Source organism: Sorangiineae bacterium MSr11367 (assembly GCA_037157805.1).
GTDB classification, from domain to species: Bacteria; Myxococcota_A; Polyangia; order Polyangiales; family Polyangiaceae; genus Pendulispora; species Pendulispora rubella.
Genome location: CP089983.1, coordinates 2,638,410 through 2,656,979 on the forward strand (window position 1 = coordinate 2,638,410; position 18,570 = coordinate 2,656,979).

General features: G+C 63.2%; 17 protein-coding genes. 12 read left to right on the forward strand and 5 right to left on the reverse strand.

Annotated elements, in window-relative coordinates:
• Positions 1-123 precede the first annotated feature (123 nt).
• On the reverse strand, positions 124-2,172 hold the full coding sequence (locus LVJ94_10515) for a tetratricopeptide repeat protein (GenBank protein ID WXB07663.1): 2,049 nt from the start codon (positions 2,170-2,172) through the stop codon (positions 124-126).
• Positions 2,173-2,243: 71 nt separating this feature from the next.
• Positions 2,244-3,605, reverse strand: a complete 1,362-nt coding sequence (locus tag LVJ94_10520; protein ID WXB07664.1) for a pyridoxal-dependent decarboxylase — start codon at positions 3,603-3,605, stop codon at positions 2,244-2,246.
• A gap of 123 nt (positions 3,606-3,728) precedes the next feature.
• Between LVJ94_10520 and LVJ94_10525 the strand changes: the two genes are divergently transcribed.
• The gene (locus LVJ94_10525; protein ID WXB07665.1) at positions 3,729-4,253 is read left to right on the forward strand and encodes an Lrp/AsnC family transcriptional regulator; all 525 of its coding nucleotides are present in this window, start codon (positions 3,729-3,731) and stop codon (positions 4,251-4,253) included.
• 111 nt (positions 4,254-4,364) lie between these two features.
• On the opposite strand, the gene LVJ94_10530 is transcribed toward LVJ94_10525, so the two are convergent.
• Complete coding sequence (locus LVJ94_10530; protein WXB07666.1) at positions 4,365-6,221, reverse strand: acyl-CoA dehydrogenase; 1,857 nt, start codon at positions 6,219-6,221, stop codon at positions 4,365-4,367.
• A gap of 149 nt (positions 6,222-6,370) precedes the next feature.
• Here LVJ94_10530 and LVJ94_10535 point away from each other — a divergent pair, with 149 nt between their 5' ends.
• The 9 genes from LVJ94_10535 (at position 6,371) to LVJ94_10575 (ending at position 14,546) form a co-directional block, all read left to right on the forward strand.
• Complete coding sequence (locus tag LVJ94_10535; protein ID WXB07667.1) at positions 6,371-7,267, forward strand: Hsp33 family molecular chaperone HslO; 897 nt, start codon at positions 6,371-6,373, stop codon at positions 7,265-7,267.
• A 256-nt stretch (positions 7,268-7,523) separates the two neighbouring features.
• Entirely contained in the window at positions 7,524-8,984 is a 1,461-nt protein-coding gene (locus LVJ94_10540) for a hypothetical protein (GenBank protein ID WXB07668.1), read from the forward strand.
• 527 nt (positions 8,985-9,511) lie between these two features.
• Positions 9,512-10,072 carry an Hsp20/alpha crystallin family protein gene (locus LVJ94_10545; protein WXB07669.1) on the forward strand — a complete coding sequence of 187 codons (561 nt, stop codon included), beginning with the start codon at positions 9,512-9,514 and terminating at the stop codon, positions 10,070-10,072.
• A gap of 155 nt (positions 10,073-10,227) precedes the next feature.
• Positions 10,228-11,052, forward strand: coding sequence for a hypothetical protein (locus LVJ94_10550; protein WXB07670.1), 825 nt, complete (start codon positions 10,228-10,230; stop codon positions 11,050-11,052).
• A 303-nt stretch (positions 11,053-11,355) separates the two neighbouring features.
• The gene (locus LVJ94_10555; protein WXB07671.1) at positions 11,356-11,655 is read left to right on the forward strand and encodes a hypothetical protein; all 300 of its coding nucleotides are present in this window, start codon (positions 11,356-11,358) and stop codon (positions 11,653-11,655) included.
• Between the two features lie 173 nt (positions 11,656-11,828).
• Positions 11,829-12,263, forward strand: coding sequence for a hypothetical protein (locus tag LVJ94_10560; GenBank protein ID WXB07672.1), 435 nt, complete (start codon positions 11,829-11,831; stop codon positions 12,261-12,263).
• 150 nt (positions 12,264-12,413) lie between these two features.
• Positions 12,414-12,671 (forward strand): hypothetical protein, encoded by a 258-nt coding sequence (locus LVJ94_10565; GenBank protein WXB07673.1) that lies wholly within the window; start codon positions 12,414-12,416, stop codon positions 12,669-12,671.
• Positions 12,672-12,810: 139 nt separating this feature from the next.
• Positions 12,811-13,779, forward strand: a complete 969-nt coding sequence (locus tag LVJ94_10570) for a trypsin-like serine protease (GenBank protein ID WXB07674.1) — start codon at positions 12,811-12,813, stop codon at positions 13,777-13,779.
• A gap of 89 nt (positions 13,780-13,868) precedes the next feature.
• Positions 13,869-14,546, forward strand: a complete 678-nt coding sequence (locus tag LVJ94_10575) for a hypothetical protein (GenBank protein ID WXB07675.1) — start codon at positions 13,869-13,871, stop codon at positions 14,544-14,546.
• 42 nt (positions 14,547-14,588) lie between these two features.
• On the opposite strand, the gene LVJ94_10580 is transcribed toward LVJ94_10575, so the two are convergent.
• Both LVJ94_10580 and LVJ94_10585 read right to left on the reverse strand, forming a co-directional pair.
• A complete protein-coding gene (locus LVJ94_10580) occupies positions 14,589-15,335 on the reverse strand; it encodes a methyltransferase domain-containing protein (GenBank protein ID WXB07676.1) in 747 nt (248 codons plus the stop codon).
• A gap of 114 nt (positions 15,336-15,449) precedes the next feature.
• Positions 15,450-16,658 (reverse strand): hypothetical protein, encoded by a 1,209-nt coding sequence (locus tag LVJ94_10585; protein ID WXB07677.1) that lies wholly within the window; start codon positions 16,656-16,658, stop codon positions 15,450-15,452.
• 202 nt (positions 16,659-16,860) lie between these two features.
• On the opposite strand from LVJ94_10585, the gene LVJ94_10590 reads away from it, so the two are divergent.
• A complete protein-coding gene (locus LVJ94_10590) occupies positions 16,861-17,952 on the forward strand; it encodes a LuxR C-terminal-related transcriptional regulator (protein ID WXB07678.1) in 1,092 nt (363 codons plus the stop codon).
• A 291-nt stretch (positions 17,953-18,243) separates the two neighbouring features.
• A complete protein-coding gene (locus tag LVJ94_10595) occupies positions 18,244-18,570 on the forward strand; it encodes a helix-turn-helix transcriptional regulator (protein WXB07679.1) in 327 nt (108 codons plus the stop codon).

Genomic DNA, 18,570 nt, shown 5'->3' on the forward strand with positions numbered 1-18,570 from the left:
GTCCCTCGCCGGCCTCGCCGGTTTCGTCCCGCTGCCGCCTTCCATGCACGACGGAGACTCGAGAACGGGTACATTCACTCGACAGCTGCGTTCACCCTTTTTTCTGCCGGTCATTAGAAAATTTCAGGGAGCCCCGCCTGACAGCACGCGAAGCCGCTGTTTTACTGCGGGATTTTGCGCGTCGAACCGAAGCGCTTCCTCGAGGCGTGCGCGTGTCTGGTCGAGTCGGTTTTGCTTCGCGTAGAGATCGGCGAGCACCACGAGCGCGTCGACGAAGTACGGTTGAATGTCCACCGCGCGTTCCAACTCTTTGATCGCGTCGTCGAGTTGACCGCGTTTCGACAGCGCAAATCCCAGGATGGCGTGTGGACGCGGCAACGCGTTCGCCGGTGCGGCGCTGGTGAGCGCGCGCAGGTTCGACTCCGCGCGCCCGTCGCCGAACTGCGCGAGCACCAGGGCGCTGGCCTCGCGCACGAAGGGCGATGGATCGCGCGAGAGGCGCGCCACGTCGTCGGCGGAGTTCTTCGTCTCGGCCATGCCGAGCGCCTGCACCGCACGCGTGCGCAAGAGCGGATCGGTCGCGCGCAAGAGCGGCACGATGGCGTGGGCCTCTTTCGGAAACCGCTCGGCGAGAAGCTGTGCCGCGGCGCCGCGCACGATGGCCGCTTCGGTGTCGTCGGCCATCACGGCCTTGAGCGCGGCGAGGCTCTGGGCCTTGGTGTTCTCGTCGAAGGCGTCGGCAATGCGAACGCGCCGCTGCGTGCGTGTGGAGGCCTGCGGCCACCACGAGGCGATGGCGCTGGCCATGGCCTCCGGCGTTTCCTTCTCGTGCTGATGGCAGGCGTTGCACGCGTTGGGAATACCGTGTTTCGTCGTGTTCTCCGGCGCGGGCACGTCGATGGAATGATCCGCGAAGGTGTCGAGCACACCCGCGACGACCTTGGGCATGTGGCACGCGACGCAACTCTGCGCCGCCGGTGCCGTGTGGTGCGAATGGGCTTTGGCCGATGCAAAAATGTTCTCGTGGCAACCTTTGCACGCGCTCGCATCGGTCTTCGAGGGAGCATCCTTCGCGACGGCGGCGCTGGGGATTTTCATTTCATCGGCGTCGTGCTTTTCATGCGGAGCCGTATGGCAGGTGAGGCAGGTGGCCTTGCCCTTGGAGTGGCAGCGCGATTGAAGGAGCGCCTGGTACTCGAAGCTCGACGTCTTGGGGCGCCCATCGGCGAAGAAGTCGCCCGAATGCTGCTTTCCATCGACGTACCCGAGCGGCTGAAAGTGCTCCTCGTAAGCTTGCCCCGCGACGAAATGGTGCTCGGCATCGAGCACGGGATAAAGCGGATTGCGCGGACCATGGCATTGCGCACAAATGCCCAGAGCCGTCTCGGGCGACACCTTGTGCGGGCGCACGATGTCATCGGGATCGAGCGACTCGGCGTGTTTGCCTCCGGGGCCATGGCAGCTCTCGCAGGTGACCCCAGGGTCGGCCATCTCGGTGCGCCATTGGTGTGAGGCGCGCTCGTAGCGGGCATCCATGCCGGTGACGTGGCAATCGAGGCATTCGCGATTGGCCATGCGGCGGAAATTGGCCCAGAAAAAGGGGTGATCCGGTGAGAGAGACCCCTGTTTGTTCTCAGTGTAGTCGACCCATTCGCCCTTGCCGGTCACGTGGTAATAAACCGGCAGCACCTGCCATCGCCCATCGGGGAAAACGGTGACGGGGTCTTGCATGCGCTTTCCGCCGAGCACCCAATCGACGGAAAAGCTGGTGAGCGCGCCGTCCGCGCCGGTGGTTCGTACTTGATAATTCTTTTCGCGAAGCATCCACGCCTCGCTGGAGCTGCCTTTGAAATGCAAGTTGCCAAAGCGGCCGACCACGTACGAAGGCGTGGCGCGCGAAAGGGCGCGCGCATGCCAGTCGTGCGAAAAGGCGGTGTTCTCTTTGGCGTGGCACTCGGCGCAACGCTTTTGGCCGACGAAGGCGATCCTTGGCCGCACAGGCTCCGGGGGAGGGGGCACCGCGGGCGGAGGCGGCTCCGCGGAGGCCTTCGGCTCTTGCGGAGGATGGTCCGTCACCGTCGACGTCGTCTCCTTCTTGGAGCACGCAAACCAGAGGACCGACGTGGTGAGCAGAAGCGCCAAAGGCCATCTGTGACACGGGTGGAGCGCCATGGCGCCGCCAGAGTACGCTCGAGATGCGTGATTTACGCCGGATCGCGCGAACCTTACATGGTTGTAATAACTTACATGGTTGTAATGTTTTGCACCGCCGCAACCAGTTGGCGAATGTCCTCCGGCCCCGTGTCGTGGTGCGTAATACAGGCCCGCAGCCAATGGGCCCCCGTGCCCAAGCGCACCTCGGACAGCCATGCATGACCTTCGGCGGCCATGCGCCGCGCGATCTCGGCGGGTTTCAAGCCGTTGCCGTCGCGCGTGAAACAGGCGATGGGCAACGGCGAATCGTTGGTCAGCCGAAAGCCGGCGCCGGCGAGCGCCTCGCGCAGGTGCACGCCCATGCGCATTTGATGCTCGACGAGCTTCGTCATGCCGGCATCGCCGAGTTCTGCGAGCGTGAGGAAAATCTTGAGACCGATGAACCGGCGCGACCATTGGATGGTCCGTTGGTAAAGGTCGATGGTTCCCGGTTCGGCGTCGGGCACGTATGCCGTGTGTACGGAGAAGACCGCCTCGCTCGGGGACTGGGTGCGCGCGAAGAACATGCCCGCGCCCATGGGCACGGGGAATGTCTTGTGGGCATCCCAGGTGATCGAGTCGGCGAGGGCGAGGTCGGCGACGTGCGCACGCCGTGTCTCCGAAAGCAGGGCGAGCCCTCCCCATGCCGCATCGGCATGGAGCCACAGGCCTTCGGCTTTGCAGAGCGCCGCGAGCGCGGCCACCGGATCGATGGCCCCCGTCGCGGTCGTGCCCACCGTGGCCACCACCAGAAAGGGGGATTTCCCGTCGGCGCGATCGCGGGCGATCTGCGCAACCAGATCGTCGACGTCGAGCCTCTGACGAGCATCGCTGCGCACCCGGCGAAAGGCGTTTTCCCCTAGGCCGGTGGTGCGCGCAATCTTGACGAACGAGTCGTGCGCTTGGTCCGAGCCGTAGAACACCGGCGCCTTCCCCGCCGCGGCCACACCGCCTTTTGCATATCCGGGAAAGGCGTGCGCGAGTCCGCAGAGCACGCCCGTGAGGTTTGCCTCCGAGCCCCCCGTGGTGAACGTCGCAAACGACGTGGACGGATCGAGGCCTATTTTGCGCCCGAGATGCGCCAGGGTGTGCGCTTCGATTTCGCACGCGGCCGGCGCATGCCACCAGCCGGCCACCTGCGGATTGTACAGGGCGGCCAGCGCATCGGCGACGATGCCCGCGCGCCGCACCCCCGGATTGAACAGGCCGAAGTACCGCGGATGATTCGGATGCACCGCGCCCTTCTCGAGCAGATCGGCCACGCGGTTCACGAGCTCCCCGAGATCGCGCGGGCGCGAGAAGTCCAACGGGGCGAGCTCCTCGCGGATCTCGCTGCGCGACATGCGCGGTGTGACCGGCACGCTCCGTACGCCCTGCTCCCATCCCACGATGCGCTGGTACAGGTTCGACATGGCTGCATCCATTTGGACTAAATCCTCACTTTCCGATTTTTGTTCGGCTCAAAAAGCCAACATACTTATGATATTCGGAGGACGGGTTTTCCAACGAATAGGCTTCGGAAAGGATCGGCTTTCATGGTGCTCGACCGAATCGACTTCGAAATTTTGGACGCTTTGCAGAACGATGCACGGCTCTCGAACAAAGAACTGGCTGCAAAGGTCGATTTGGCGCCGTCCAGCTGCCTTACCCGGGTGCGCGCGTTGAGCGAAGCGGGCATTCTCCGCGGCCACCACGCCGACGTCGACACCTCCGCGCTGGGCATCGGCCTGCAGGCGCTGCTCGCCATCCGCCTGGTGAAGCACAACAGCGAGGTGTGCCGCGCCCTCTACCAGTACATGCTCGGCCTACCCGAGACCCTCGCCGTCTTCCACGTCACCGGCGTAAACGATCTCCAGGTCCACGTCGCATTGCGCAACGTCGAGCACCTGCGCGAGCTCATTCTCGAAAGGGTCGCCACCCGCCCCCAAGTCGTGCACTGCGAAACCTCGGTCATCTACGCCTCCGACCGCAAGCACCGCTTGCCCTGCTACCGCGCCGAACCCAAGCCTACAAAACCCGAAAGCCGAAGCTCACGCTCCGGCCCGAAGAAGAAGAGATAATTGAACAGGAAGACGGGAAGGCGGGAAGATTTTAGGGATTTTCAATGCCCACACTGGGCCAAATTGAAATCCAAAAAAACTTCCCGCCTTCCTGTGAATTCTCCGGAGTCGTTACACCGTGGCGAAGGCCGCGTCGGAGATTTCCAGGGCGCTGCGGTCCTCGTCGAGCATCAGCTTGGCTTTGAGTTCCACGCCCGGGAGCACGGTGCGTGCGAAGTAGAGCGCCGCGTGTTTCTTGCCCTCGTAGAAGGCGTAATCCGGATGCTCCTTCGACACGGACTTGATCTTCTCGTCGGCGATGATGGCGCCCTCGAGCAGCAGCTGCGACACGGTCAGCTCGCTGATCATCTCCAGGAACCGGTTGGCGTTGAGCGGCACGAGCTCCATCTGGCCCGACTGGAACCAGGTGAGAAGCTTCATCGCCGAGGCTGCGAGGGCCTGCTGTGCGGCGTCCACGCGCTTCACTTCGTCGCCGAACACCTCGTGGTCCTTGTTCTTCGCCACGAACTTCGCGATGTCGCCGAGGTAGGCCTGCAGGTTCGCCCCGCCGGCCTGCCCGAGCTTGCGGCCCACCAGGTCCATCGCCTGAATGTGGTTCGTTCCCTCGTAGATGCTGAAGATCTTCGAGTCGCGGCAGTATTGCTCGACGGGGAAGTCGCGCGTGTAGCCCACGCCGCCGTAGGTCTGAATGGCCGTCTCGCAGACGCGGAAACCCTGGTCCGAACCGTAGGCTTTGACCAGCGGCACGAGCAGGTCGACCTGGCCCTGGTGGTAGGCGGCCTTCTCCGGATCCTCGTTCTCGAGGACGTGCACCTGGTCGGTGTGGTGCGCGAGCTTGATCGCCAAGGCGCGGATGCCTTCCACGCGCGCCTTCATGTCGAGCAGCATGCGTCGCACGTCCGCGTGCTCGATGATGGAGACGCGCGGCGCCGTGGCGTCCTTCCAATGCGTGATGGACGCGCCCTGCTTGCGATCCTTCGCGTACTCCAGCGCATTCAGGTACGCCGTCGACGCCACGCCGATGGCTTGCACGCCCACGCCGATGCGGGCGCCGTTCATCATGCGGAACATCTGCGGCATGCCCTGATTGATCTTCTCGTCGCCGCCCACCGGCCAGCCGATGCAGCCGTCGTTCTCGCCGTAGTTGAGGACGCAGGTGGACGAGCCGTTGATGCCCATCTTGTGCTCGATGGCGCCCACGCTCACGTCGTTGGGCTTGCCCAGGCTGCCGTCCGCATTCACGCGGACCTTGGGCACGATGAAGAGGGTGAGGCCCTTGGTGCCGGCCGGCGAGCCTTCCACGCGGGCCAGAACCAGGTGGATGATGTTGTCGGCAAGATCGTGATCGCCGCCGGAGATGAAGATCTTCGTCCCGCGGATCGTGTAGCTGCCATCGGCGTTGCGCTTGGCGGTGGTGGTGCTCGCGCCCACGTCGCTCCCGGCCTGCGGCTCGGTGAGGTTCATGGTGCCACCCCAGGTGCCGTCGTACATGCGGCGGACGTATGTCTCGCGCTGCTCGGGGGTGCCGAAGATCTCGATGACCTCACCCGCGCCGTGCGCCAGGCCGCCGTACATGCTGAAGGCCGTGTTGGCGCCGGTGATGAACTCCTCCACGATGACCTGCACGGAGTGCGGAGAGCCTGCGCCGCCGAACTCCGGCGAGACGCCAATCAGCTTCCAACCGCCGGCATACAGTTGCTTCCAGGCCTCTTTGAAGCCCGGCGGGGCGAAGACGCGGCCGCCTTCGAGGCGACAGCCGTTGACGTCGCCCGTCGCATTGAGCGGGCCGACCACTTCCTTCACGAAGCGGTAGCATTCGGCCAGTGACGTCCGAACCTCGTCTTCCCCCCATGCTTCATAGGGGCCGCGCCCCAGGATCTCTCCGAGCCGAAACTGCTCGAACAGCAAGAAATTGAGCTCACGAAGGTCGGCTTTGTATCGGTTGATGGCGGGAATGGGCTTCGACACGTCACGCTCCGGGATGGTGATGAATGAATCGCCATTCAGTCTAAAGCCGGATGACGCGGTTGGCTAGGTCGAATGCGCGACGACGAGCCCGCTGCGGGACAATTCTTCAGCCACGCGGGCCTTGGGGCCGTTTGCTATGATGAGGAGGCGTGACCGATCCCGATCCGAAGACCCACACCGACTCCAACCAAGCCGGAGGTGACCGTGTCCTCCGAGCCATCACCGACGACGGCGCCTTCCGCGTGATCACCGTGGAGAGCTCCCGCACCGTGCGTGCGGCCATCGAGGCCCAGCGACCCCAGGGCGACCTGGCGTTGCTCTTTGCGGACCTCATCACCGGCTCCATCCTGGTGCGCGAGACCATGTCGCCCGATCAGCGGGTGCAGATCATTCTGCAGGCCGCTGATCAGACGAGCCGCATGGTGGCCGACTCGAACCCCGACATGAGCCCGTGGACCCGCGGGTTGGTGCAACTCGCGCCAAAGGCGAGTTCGTTCGACTTGGGGGCCGAGGCCCGTCTTCAGGTGGCGCGCCGTCTCTACAACGGATCGCTCCATCAAGGCGTGGTGGCGGTGCCGGCATCCGGTGGCATTTCCGGAGCGCTCATGAGCTACATGCAGACGTCGGAACAAGTCGTCTCCATGATTGCCGTAGGCACGTACGGCGAAGGCGACTCGATGTGCGCCGGAGGTTACATCGTGCAGCTCTTGCCGGACGTCGGTGAGGGCCCGCTCATGCTGATGACCGAGCGGCTCAAAGACTTCGTCTCGATGACACCATTGCTCGAAAAGAAAATGGCCGAGCCACGTGCGCTTCTCTCCGAGCTGCTCTACGGCATGCCTTACACCGAAGTAGGCGAATCCGGCCACGGCTTCGGGTGCAATTGTAGCGAAGAACGCATTCTGTTCGGTCTCTCGACGTTGCCTCGCACGGACGTGCAACACCTGATCGAACAGGGCGAAGTGCTGGAGATTGCCTGCGACTATTGCCGTCGCCAATACAAAATTGCACCCGCAAAACTCCGCGGTTTGCTCGAGCAGAACTAAAGAAATTCACAGGAAGACGGGAAGACGGGAAGACCTGAAGGATTTTGGTTAGGTTTCCAGTTGGGTCATAGCCACGACCGAAATCCCCAAAAACCTTCCCGCCTTCCCGTCTTCCTGTTCAATTCTCTCGCTCTGCTAATTCGAATAGCGATTAGTGCAAGGAGCAAAATGAGGAGTGTGCGCCCCGCACACACCTTGCTCTTGCATCCTAATTGCTATGAAGCATGCGTTGGGGTTCTTATGTCTCGCTTGCGTCATGCCGTTGGCGGTCTACGGATGCGCGAGCGGCGGTTCGGTCGACGGCGAAGGCCCTGAAACGGGGAACGGTGGAGGCTTCGTCCCCGGAGGGGATGCCGGCCCGGATGCGAAGGCGCCCGTTGACACGACCCCGTACAAGATCACAGCCGCGACGGCCACGCTGTCCGGGATGACCAGCGACGGTTACGCCGTCTACCACACCGCCGATGGGCTCTACGCCGTTGCGGCCAAGCCGGCGTCGGCGCCGGTGCGCATCACCACCAACTCGGCCATCGCCGTGGTGCGTGGTCCCGTCGTGTTTGCGTACACGAATGTCAACTACACGAACAACACCGGCACCCTGACGGTTTGGAGCGCGGCCGGTGGCGTCAAGCTCGTGGGACCCACCTTGCTCTCCGACGACATGGTTGCGGCGACCGACGACGGCGGGCAGATCCTTTTCACGGCCGATGTGACCGCGAGCACCGCCAGCCTCAACATCGCCTCGAGTCGCACGCCCGACAAACGGCAAACGCTGGTTCCGGCCATGGGCCGCGGTTCGGCGACAACGTGTCGCCCTCGCTTTGGATTCGCCGGCCAGCGCGCGATTGCCGTGTGGTGCGCCAACGGCAGCCAATCCGCGACCTTGGCGCGTTACGAAGCGCCTGCGACCGCGGCGGCCACCTGGACCGCGTCGTCCATCGCCTCCGATGTGCAGCCCGCATGGGTTGCCGATGCGCAGGGCGATCGAGTCTTTTTCGTCACCAACAACTCGCGCGGGATGATCGCGGATACCAACGGCGTCGTCCTCGTCGACAACGGCGTGACGTGGGCCACGTTCGCGGACAATGGCAACTCGTTGCTCTATACGGTGAACGATCAACTGAGGCGCACCAGCCTACCGGCGGTCAACCCGACGCCGGTGGTGACCGTCGGCTTCGCAGCCCGCGCGCCCTTCAGCCCCAATTATGCGTTCGCGCTTTACTCGACGGTGGTCACCTACGATGGCGGGGAACATCGCGATCTCTATCTCGCGTCCACATCGAAGTTGAACCCCGCGCCGGACAAGCTCGTGGAGGGCGCAAACGGACAGCTCTCGCGTTCGGCCTTCACCGACGATAGCTCCAACGTGCTCTACCTGACGGACATCAAGCCCGACCGAGGCACGCTGAACGCGCGGCCCGTTGCCGGTGGCACCGCGCGGAAATTTCCGGACGTCGACAGCGTTCTCGCGGCCACGGGAAGCACCATCGTCTTCTCCGACAACCGCAGCGATCCGCAAGCGTACCCGGTCACCAGCGACGTGAAGGTCGTCAATCTGGCGACCGGCCAAGCTCCATTCCTTCTCCGCGCGAAGGTTCTCGATGGGCGCACGGTGCAACTTACACCTCAGCGCGACAAAATCGTCTACGCGATCCCGCGCGGCGAAGGCGAACAGGGCGCCGCCGACGAGGGGCTTTGGGTTCAGGCGATCCCGTAGAGGCGCCCATCGGATGAATTGATTCGATTCAGTTGATTCGATATTTGCGCGAATTCCGAATAAGCCACTTGCCGCGTTCGTGTTCGCGCAGGATGTGCCACGCGATCGTCACGCCAGCCGTGCGATCCGGAGGTGCCATTCCCGCGGTGAATCGAGGGAGAGCGACGAGCCGCGTCACGCGGAAAATCCGCTAGAACGGACGCTTGCAGTGGCCAGCGCAGTGACCACGACGATGGCGGTCGAATGACAACGCTGTCGCGCCCCCGCGGCTCGTGCATGAGGCCTAAAGCTGAATACGTCTCATCGACTTTTCTCTCGGCTTTCGGTCGAGGTGCGCCATGTTAATTTTATTTCATGGTCGAGCTAATTTAATTGGTTTTCGGCCTCGCTCTTCGTTGTAAGGTCGGCGTCCTCGAATCTCACCGCAGGGGCGAAAGGTCTCTCGGGTCGGGACGAGACAGTTTTCCTGCAGCGAACACGTTGGCGCCCGCGTGACGGGCCATTTCTACGTGGGGAGGCGATGAGCGATGACCGAAATCGAAGACACGATCGGAAAGGTCGAAAATCTGTACCGATCCCTCACGGGGCAAGAAGCCCCGGAACTGAAGGCGCCGTTCGCCCCGATCCCCGCAGAGAGGGACCCGGTGGAACACGTCCAGGAACAGATGGAGCGGCTGAATCATCTGCTCGGAACAGCGAGCGGTCAGCCGACCGCGCAGCAACAACAGCAGCCGCAGGGGTGGACTCCCCTACTAAGCCTGTGGGAGACGAACGAGGAGCTTCTCCTCGCGATCGATCTCCCAGGGGTGAATCGCCAGGGGGTCGAAGTGAACATCCAGGGGACGCCGCAGGGCAGCGTCCTGATCGTGACGGGACGGCGCCAGCCTCCCACGACGAACAACGGAGGCAAGTTGGTGCCGCTTCGCGTGGAGCATCCGATCGGGGTGCTCCGGCGGGTGATCCCGCTTCCTCTCACCGCGAAGACGGAGCAGATCACGTCCACCCTTCAGGACGGCGTGCTGTTGGTCCGTATTCCGCGGCAGCCGCAGGCGACCGCGAGCAACGCGCGGCCGATTCCGATCACATGAGCGACGCGGGTCCCGCGGACGCGCGTGCGACCGACGAAGAAGATAACGGGAATTTACCGGACGACGACACTCGGTTGTCGCCCGCACAGAGTGCCCCGGCCCATCGGGGGGGTCGGTCCGCAGTGGTTTCCAAACCCCTCAAGGAGACAGAAGACATGGATACAACGGCCAAGGTTGATATTCGCAAGCTGCAGCTCCTCAATGACCGTATTGCGCAGACCATCGAGGCGCTCAATCAAGTGCGTCTCTCGGTGCACGGCCTCGGCCTGTCACATACCACCGGCAACGTTCCGGGCCTCGGCCTCGGCAACGTCGGTGGCAATGTCGGCCTGGGCTTCCAGGGCGGCGTTCCCTTCGGTCTCCAGGGCGCCGTTCCCTGGGGCCAGAACATCGGCATCCAGCACACCTCTCCGTTCGGGTACCAGCAGGGCCTTCAAGGCCTTCAGGCCCTTCAAGGCCTCCAAGGCATCCCGGGCTACCAGCAGGGCCTCCAGGGAATGATTCCCGGCCTGGGCCTGCAGCACTCCAACCCCTTCCTCGGCCTGCAGCAAGGCATCCCGGGAATGATTCCGGGCCTCGGCCTGCAGCAGGGCATCCCGGGAATGATTCCGGGCCTCCAACACGCCTCGCCCTTCGGCTACCAGCAAGGGATCCCGGGAGTGATTCCGGGCCTGGGCCTGCAGCACACCTCGCCGTACGGCTTCGGCTATCAGCAGCAAGCTGGCGGCTGGCCGGTGCAGGGCCTGCAGGGCCTGCAGGGCCAGAACAACGTTTGGGGCGTCCCCAACGTGTTCGGCGGCGGCTTGGCTCACACCTCCCCAGACGTGTTGGAGCTCCAGAATCGTCAATTGGGTCTAGGCCAACTCGGCCTCGGCCAGGTGGGTCTTGGCCAAGTCGGCTATGGACTCGATCCGTTCACCCATGCGCGCATCCTCCAGAATTTCCCGTTCGCGCAATCGGCCGTGCCCGGATTGTTCTGAGCGCCTGATACCAACTACCATCCAAAGAGGGCGTCGAGGTTTCGACGCCCTCTTTTCTTTTTGTTTCGATTGTCTCGGACGGTGTATCGGTACGATGTACCGCGCTCCGACGAGCATCGTCAGGATCTGACGGTGTTCAAGCAGGCCAAGACCGCAGTACTCTGTCACGCCGCGACCGCTTTGGGCGGCACGTGTTGAAGGGCTCGCTTTTCATTTGATTCGCTGTAAAAATATTTTTCTTGACGTGCGTAACCTTCTCGAGCGGCCGGCGTACCCCTATCAACGGCCCAAGGAGAGTTGCTCATGTTTTCCCTTCGAAGTACGTCGCTGGTCGCTGCGTTCACGTTTGCCGCGTTTGGTTTGATGGGGTGCGCCGCGTCCTCTTTCCAAGCCGTCGGACAGCCGCAGACGGGGGCATCCGTCGCCAGCAGCTACGATCCTTCGGCGAGCTACGATCCTTCGAGCTTGTACCAGCCGTCGCCGAACGTCCGCGCGGTCGCCGCGGGGAATGGTTCCCCCGAAGCAGGCACGCGCAGCGCACACTGCACGGACGCGGAAGTTGGGTCGGTGGGCGTGAGCCCGAATGCGCGCCTCTGTCCCTGAGGAATCTGATTCGAAGACGAGCAGCAACCACTTCGTAGTTTGAAAAGGGCGTCGATGATTCGGCGCCCTTTTTCTATTTGGGTTTTCGCTTGCCTTACAAATTTCTCATTCGGCCTGCGTAACCCTTTCGAAGGTGCAGCGTAGCGCTTATCAAAAGGATAGGAGAGTTGCTCATGTTTTCCCTTCGAAGTGCGTCGCTGGTTGGTTCATTCGTGTTCGCCGCGTTTGGTTTGATGGCTTGCGCCGCGCAAGGGGTCGGACAACCTCAGACGGGCGCCTCGATCGCCAATTACGATCCTTCGAGCGTGTACCAACCGTCGCCGAACTCGCGGCCGCTGGCGGTCGCGCCGCCGGTCACCGTCACGGGTGGCGTTGGCAATGCCGGTCTCCCCGAGCGAGCGCAGACGGGGGCCTCGTTTGCCAACTACGATCCTTCGAGCGTGTACCAACCGTCGCCGAACTCGCGGCCGCTGGCGGTCGCGCCGCCGGTCACCGTCACGGGGGCGGTGGAGGGTGGCTCCCTGGAAGGCGGAAATCGCACCGCACATTGCACGGTCGCGGGAGAAGGTTCGGTGGGCGTGAGCCCGAACGCACGTCTCTGTCCCTGAACCCGCATTCGAAAAACGAAGCAACTTCGCAGATTCGAAAGGGGCGTCGAGAAAACTCGACGCCCTTTTTCTTTCTAGATTTGGAAATCTTCCTAGAAGCCTGTAACCACCGCGAAGGAGCGGCGTAGCACCCATCAAAGGAGAGTTGTTATGCTTGCTCTACGAAGTGCATCGCTGGTTGCGTCCGTCGCGTTTGGTTTGATGGGGTGCGCGGCGCAAGGCGTTGGACAACCGCATACGGGAGCCTCCGTCGCCAGCTACGATGCTTCGACTCTGTATCAACCGTCGCCGAATTACCGGCCGCTGGCGGTCACCGTGACCCGCGAGGTCGGAACGCGCACCGCACATTGCACCGCGGCCGAACAGGGCTCGGTGGGCATGAGCCCCAACGCGCGGCTCTGCCCCTGAGGAGCGGATTCTTTGGACGGTGTTGTCCGGAGGAAAATGCGCGCACCTTCGAAAGAACCGAGTGACGTCCCCGTAAAGGCTGTGGACGACACATCAGTTCACGAAGGGAACGTCCATGCGACAGTCAAAGCATCTTCTTATGGTAACGGGGGCATTTCTTGCGGCGTGTCTTGGAGCCGGTTGCGCGTCCGAGGGCGCTGCGGAGGAAAAGCAGGTCAATGCGTCGAGCGATGCACTTCTCGGCGCACCGCTCGATCCGGGGCACCCCTTTTCCGTGGGTATTTGCACCGGGCCGTTGCAGGCGGATGGCAGCTGCCCGCCCACCGGAACACCGGGTACGTCGCGATGCACGGGCACGCTGATCGCGCCCAATCTGGTCATCACGGCGCGCCATTGCACCGAGCGGGTCAGCGATCCGACAACGTCGGACTTTTGTACCAGCGCGTTTAACGGTACGCCCATCAACAGCGTGATGCAGATCACCACCGGGTCGTCCGTCGTTCGACCCGGGTCGACTTGGTACACCGTTCAATCGATTCGAAAGCCGGCCGGCACCAATGGCTGCACCGACGACATTGCGCTGCTCACGTTGGCCACCAACGTTCCGGCCGTTGCTCCAGCGTCGGTCGACATTCAGAGCAAGATCAGTGACTACAATCTAAGCCGCGGCGTCGCCATCGTTGGCCGGGGCGCCATCGTCGAGCGCTACGATCCGGTCACCTTGGAGCGCGTCGCGTTCGACAATGGCGGCCACGAGCGGCGAAAGCTCGTGGGAATTCCTTTCGTCTGCGCCCCGACGGCGCCTCACACCTGCAGCGTCGTAGACTATTGGAGCTCGCCGCCGGTCATGGACGTGCCGCCGGGCGCGATGGCCTATGGCGTGGCCTCCGCACCGGGCGATTCGGGCGCCGGCGTCATTCCGCAAATGTTCTTCGAGAAGGGGTGGCACATTCTGGTCGCCGTCAACAACATCGGAACCATGGCGGCAGACGGCAATTCGAGTGGCAGCCAAGGAGTGCTCCTCCAGCCGCACGCGGCCCTCATCCGAGGCACGGCGCACGCCGCGGCCGCCGCAGGCGGATACCCCGTCCCGCACTGGGCGCTCTAAGCTTGGCCATTCTCGGCCATCGCTCGACGCTCATGTCGCGGTAACATCCCGAGCGAAATCGATCCGCGCACGCTCGAGGATCTCCCTCGATGAGCTTGCGCGGGCCCGTTGCGATGACCACGCTCGTGAGCGAAAACATGGCACGAGCGCGCGTCATTCTACAGTTCGTTCATTGCGACGAGACGACGGAATTGGGGCATGACGAGTTGTACGTCATGATCGGCTGCAAGCATTGCGACGGTTCGACCGCCAGTCGGATCGTTCCAGGACCGAATCATGGCGACGCCGGCGACGATCGCTCCTGCTGGGACATCAACGATTCGGGGGCGCTTCGGGAGCGATGGCTCCGTGCGACGCTTTACGATGCCGACATTGCCGTCGACTCGAAGGCCGAGGTGGGAATCGTCTTCGGGGAGCAAGACGGCGGCGGCGTCCGAGAAGCCATCGGCGCCGCAGCCTCCCTGGCCGATGCCATTGGATCCGCCGTCGCGCCCGTGAAGGTCGTCGCGGTCGTGCTCGACGCATTGAGCAAGGTGGTCCCCAAGAACACGGACGACGTGCTGGGGGGCGCTTGCCTTACCCTTCACAATGCCGGTGGCTCGCTAATCTGGACATTGCGCTCCGACGAACAGGAGCGAGCCTGGCGTGACGACGACGCTTGGGAGAAAAACAAGAACATCACCGCCGGTTTGGGACAAGGCTTCTGCCTCCAACTCACCGGCGACGGTGCGCGCTACCAAGCGTACATCAGTGTAGAGTTCTCGTAGCGGCGCTTCACGTCAATAAGGTTGACGTGAGGGCTTATCTCGTCAGGCGATGGCGGTCCCCATCGCACGAAAGCGTGTGAGCGAGGCCCACCACGAGCCCTGTTTCCGCTCGACGACGAATCCGGCGTCTCGCGTGAGCTGCAGCAACTTGCGCTCTGGGACGTAATCCGGATCGAGCATCGTTTCGCCGATCATCAGGCGGCCCTCCGGTGTCAGCACCCGCCGGAGTTCGCGGAGCGCACGGGGCGCATCGGGCAGCTCGCCCAGGACCCCATTGAGGTAGGCCGCGTCGAAGCTCGCGTCGGCGAAGGGCAGGGTGCACGCATCGCCGAGACGAAGGTCGATGTTCTCGATCCCCGCCTGCTCGGCGCGCGCGGAAAGGGCATCGAGCATCGCCTGCTGGGCATCGAGAACCTGGAGCCGGCCGCCGGGCGCGAGTGCGTTGGCCACCGGCAGCGCGTGGACGCCGATGCCCGGGCCTATCTCGAGGATCCGCTCGCCGGGCCGGGGCGCAAGGAATTCGACGACATGGCGCGGCGCGTGAGGGCCGCGCGGGAGGCGCAGGACCCAGCGAAACGCATAAGGCATCGGCCCGGGATGCGTTCGACTCCAGCGGAGCGCGGCCGCGCCGCCGGCGGCCGCCAACCCGGCACCGGCAAGCGCGAGTCGCCAATGGCCGGCGAGGGTGAAGGCACACGCGCCGAGGGCGGCGGCAACGACGACAGCCGACGCCGCGTCCTGGGGGCGAGACGACGCAGCGGAGGGAAACGAAGGGGCTCTCGTGATCATGCGTGTAATGTGAGCGATTGCTCATATCCGGCCACTCGCATTCGGTACCCGGGGAAATCCCCGCCGTGCCGCCAACTGCTCACGTTCTCGATTCCGGGCCTTCTATGTCGAAGCTCAGTGTCCAGAGGTGTTCGTGGCCCAGATGGGGACATGGTCGCTTCGGTAAATAACGACGTTGCCATCGTTCTGAACCTGCAAATATGCGCCGGGATTACCGGCGGTGCCCGAAGCCCAGAGGGCTCGCGGCAGTCCCGAATAGATGACCAGATTTCCGTCGCCCTGCATGTATGCACCGTACGACGGCTGCCCGGCGGTGCCCGAAGCCCAGAGCGCCGTGTTCCCTTGGTAGAGCACCAGGTTTCCGTCGCTCTGCATGATGAGCAGGAAGCGGCCATCGCACGAGCGAATGCCCTGGTTGTTGCTACCCAGGCCGTGGTCTGCCGAGACGATGCCGCAGGCGGCGGGTGGCACGGGGCGCGCCATGCGCTTGCTCTCGTAAACGTGCGCGATACCCTCCGCATCGCTCGTGGACAAAAACGACAAGTGAGTGTTCGTGCCATTGCACTCCGGATAGTGCATGACCGATGCACGGTCGTACGGTGTCAGCACGAGCCACGAGTTGTCTTCGAAGCAGCGCGAAGGCGCTTCGGGGCGTGTGTGCTCGTGTCGAAAGCCCAGGGTGTGGCCGAGCTCGTGCATCATGATGCCGTAGAGCGGGTCGCCGGAGGAAAATGCGGAGTCGTCGACGAGGATGTTGCGGTTGACGCGTGGATAGCTTGGGAAGAAAGCCCGAGCCTGAAATCGTCCCGCCGAAGTGGGGTTCACGTCGAAGATGACATTGGGGTTGCTACTGGTGCACGAGGCATCTTGATCCGATGCGTAAACGAAATGAACGTATGCGTAGGATTCCCAATTTCCCGCGGCTTGAGCCATGGCATCGACGACCGCGGTTTTGTTCGACCCAAAGCCGTTTCCGATGCAGTAACGAAGGTTGCTTCGTTCTCCGTCCCATACGTCGGCACGGTTGGGGATGCGATTGACAATCAGAGGTTGCTGGCTCTTGAAGGCCTTGTCGTAAACTTCACGGAGCTCTTCGATCGACCGGGCCGGCGTGTCGCCGTCGTAAATGTAGAGTCCCGATTCCCCGGGTTCCTTGTAAGTGCTGGCGACGAACTCTTCGAACGACTTGGGCTCGGTCCCTTCGAGCTTTCCCGAGGTGCCGCCATCCGCGCTGCACGCGGCCAGAGTTCCTCCCAATGCTCCCAGTAGCGCAAATTGAACGAATGCGGCTGTAGACGCTTTTGCCAAACGCAACATGGTCATGACTCCGTTGTTCTCGCCAATTCATTGGCGAACATGGTCAAAGGCGGATTCGTTGGCGAATCCGGAATAGGTCGCTGTGGACGTACGCCTATGTGCATCCTTCGATTCGCGCTTGCCATGGTCATTTTGCTGCGCTGGGATTGCCTCATCCTACGCATGTGACCCGTCGCTGCATGGCTTCGTTCTCGCATGGAGAAGCGATATGGGGAGACGTGGAGATCCGGTAGCGGTACTCGAAGCGATTTATTCGCTCGAACACGACGATGACACCTGGCTCGATGAGGTGCATGCGGCGTTCGGGCCGATCCTGGACGATGGATTCGGGACGGCTTTGGTCGCCTTCGAGACCCGTGGAGAAGTTGCGCGGGTTTCGTCACTTCGCTTTCGCGGCCCTATCGCCGAACAAGGTACGGAATTGTTCAAGCTGCACGAGCAAAGATGCTTCGAATACGACAACGGCCAGGCACCTCCGCCGCCGTGCCATGAATCCAGGTTCTTCCTGGATTTGCCGCCGTGTTCGATGTCTCATGCCACGTTTCGCGCCCCGCCGCGCTCGGGTGCACGGACGAAGGATGCACGCGCCGAGGACCCCTTTCTACGAGATTGGCGAGCTACGAAAGGGACGGCAGGACCGCGTTTGGACGATATCCTTCAGGTGCGTTCGGACGGCGAGCCGGGGCGAGGAGTCGTCTTTGGCGCGGGGCGCAAGTCGGGAGGCGTGCCGAAAGACATCGAGGGTTTGGCGCCCCGATTGGCGTCACACCTCGGGGCCATGCTGCGTTTGCGTGGGCGGCGACAGGGCGGTGCGATGCAACGTGGGCCCGAGGGGGGCGATGCGATTCTTACATTCGACGGAAAGCTCTCGCACGCCCGCGCGGACGCGACGACGCATGCATCTCGCGATGCGCTGCAACACGCAGCGCGCATGGTCGACCGAGCGCGGGGAAAGTTGCGGCGTACCGAACCGGAAACGGCCCTTGCGCTCTGGGGAGCGATGGTGGCGGGACGGTGGACCCTCGTGGAGCAATTCGATCATGACGGCAAGCGATTCATGGTTGCATATCGCAATCATGTTGCGTCTCCTTCTGCAACATTTTGCAACCTCGGCCAACGCGAGCGTCAAGTCGCAACGCTCGCCGCGTTGGGCCATTCGAACAAGCTAATCGCTTATGAACTGGGGCTCTCGGTGTCCGCGGTTTCAGCCTACTTGGCGCGGGCCGCCAAGAAGCTCGGCGCCGATTCGCGGGTGGCCTTGGTGCGATTGTATCGAGATAGCCTGGTGCCGCGAACCTAACGCAAAAGTCGATTGAACATGGCAGATCGACGATTGCCTCGCAGTCGAGCAGCGGCAGCGGGATAACCCCGGCGGGGCCGGCGCCTTCGTCCGTCTCCACGGAGAGGATCGCCAGGCGGAGTGGCGATCCTGGCGTTCAGCCCCGACACGTCGCGCCGGTTCCGCCGGTTTCCTCTCGCTGCCGCGGTCCCAGCACCAGGCAGATTCGAACCTGACAAATTCAATCGACCGTTGCCTTAATTAGGCTCTTTTTTGCACAACCATGTTGGGCGTAGGTCCGATGAACTCGGCATGGCTGGCGATATTCCGAAGTTCGCGGCGCCTGCCGCGCTCGAGGCATTCACGGGGACCATTGCGGACGTCGACGTGCTCGTCTTTCGTTTTCCCATCGAGGACGATCGGTTGCCCCAAGGCCTCTCGGCCTCCGAGCGCGCGGTCGTCCTTGGGGCACTCGCCGGCAAGAGCAACGCCGAGATCGCACGCACCCGCAAGAGCGCTGCTCGCACCGTCGCGAATCAAATGGCCAGCGCATTTCGCAAACTCGGCGTGTCCTCCCGAGGGGAACTGGTCGCATGGGTGCTGCATACACCATGGCGAGAAACGAATGGACGACCGTAA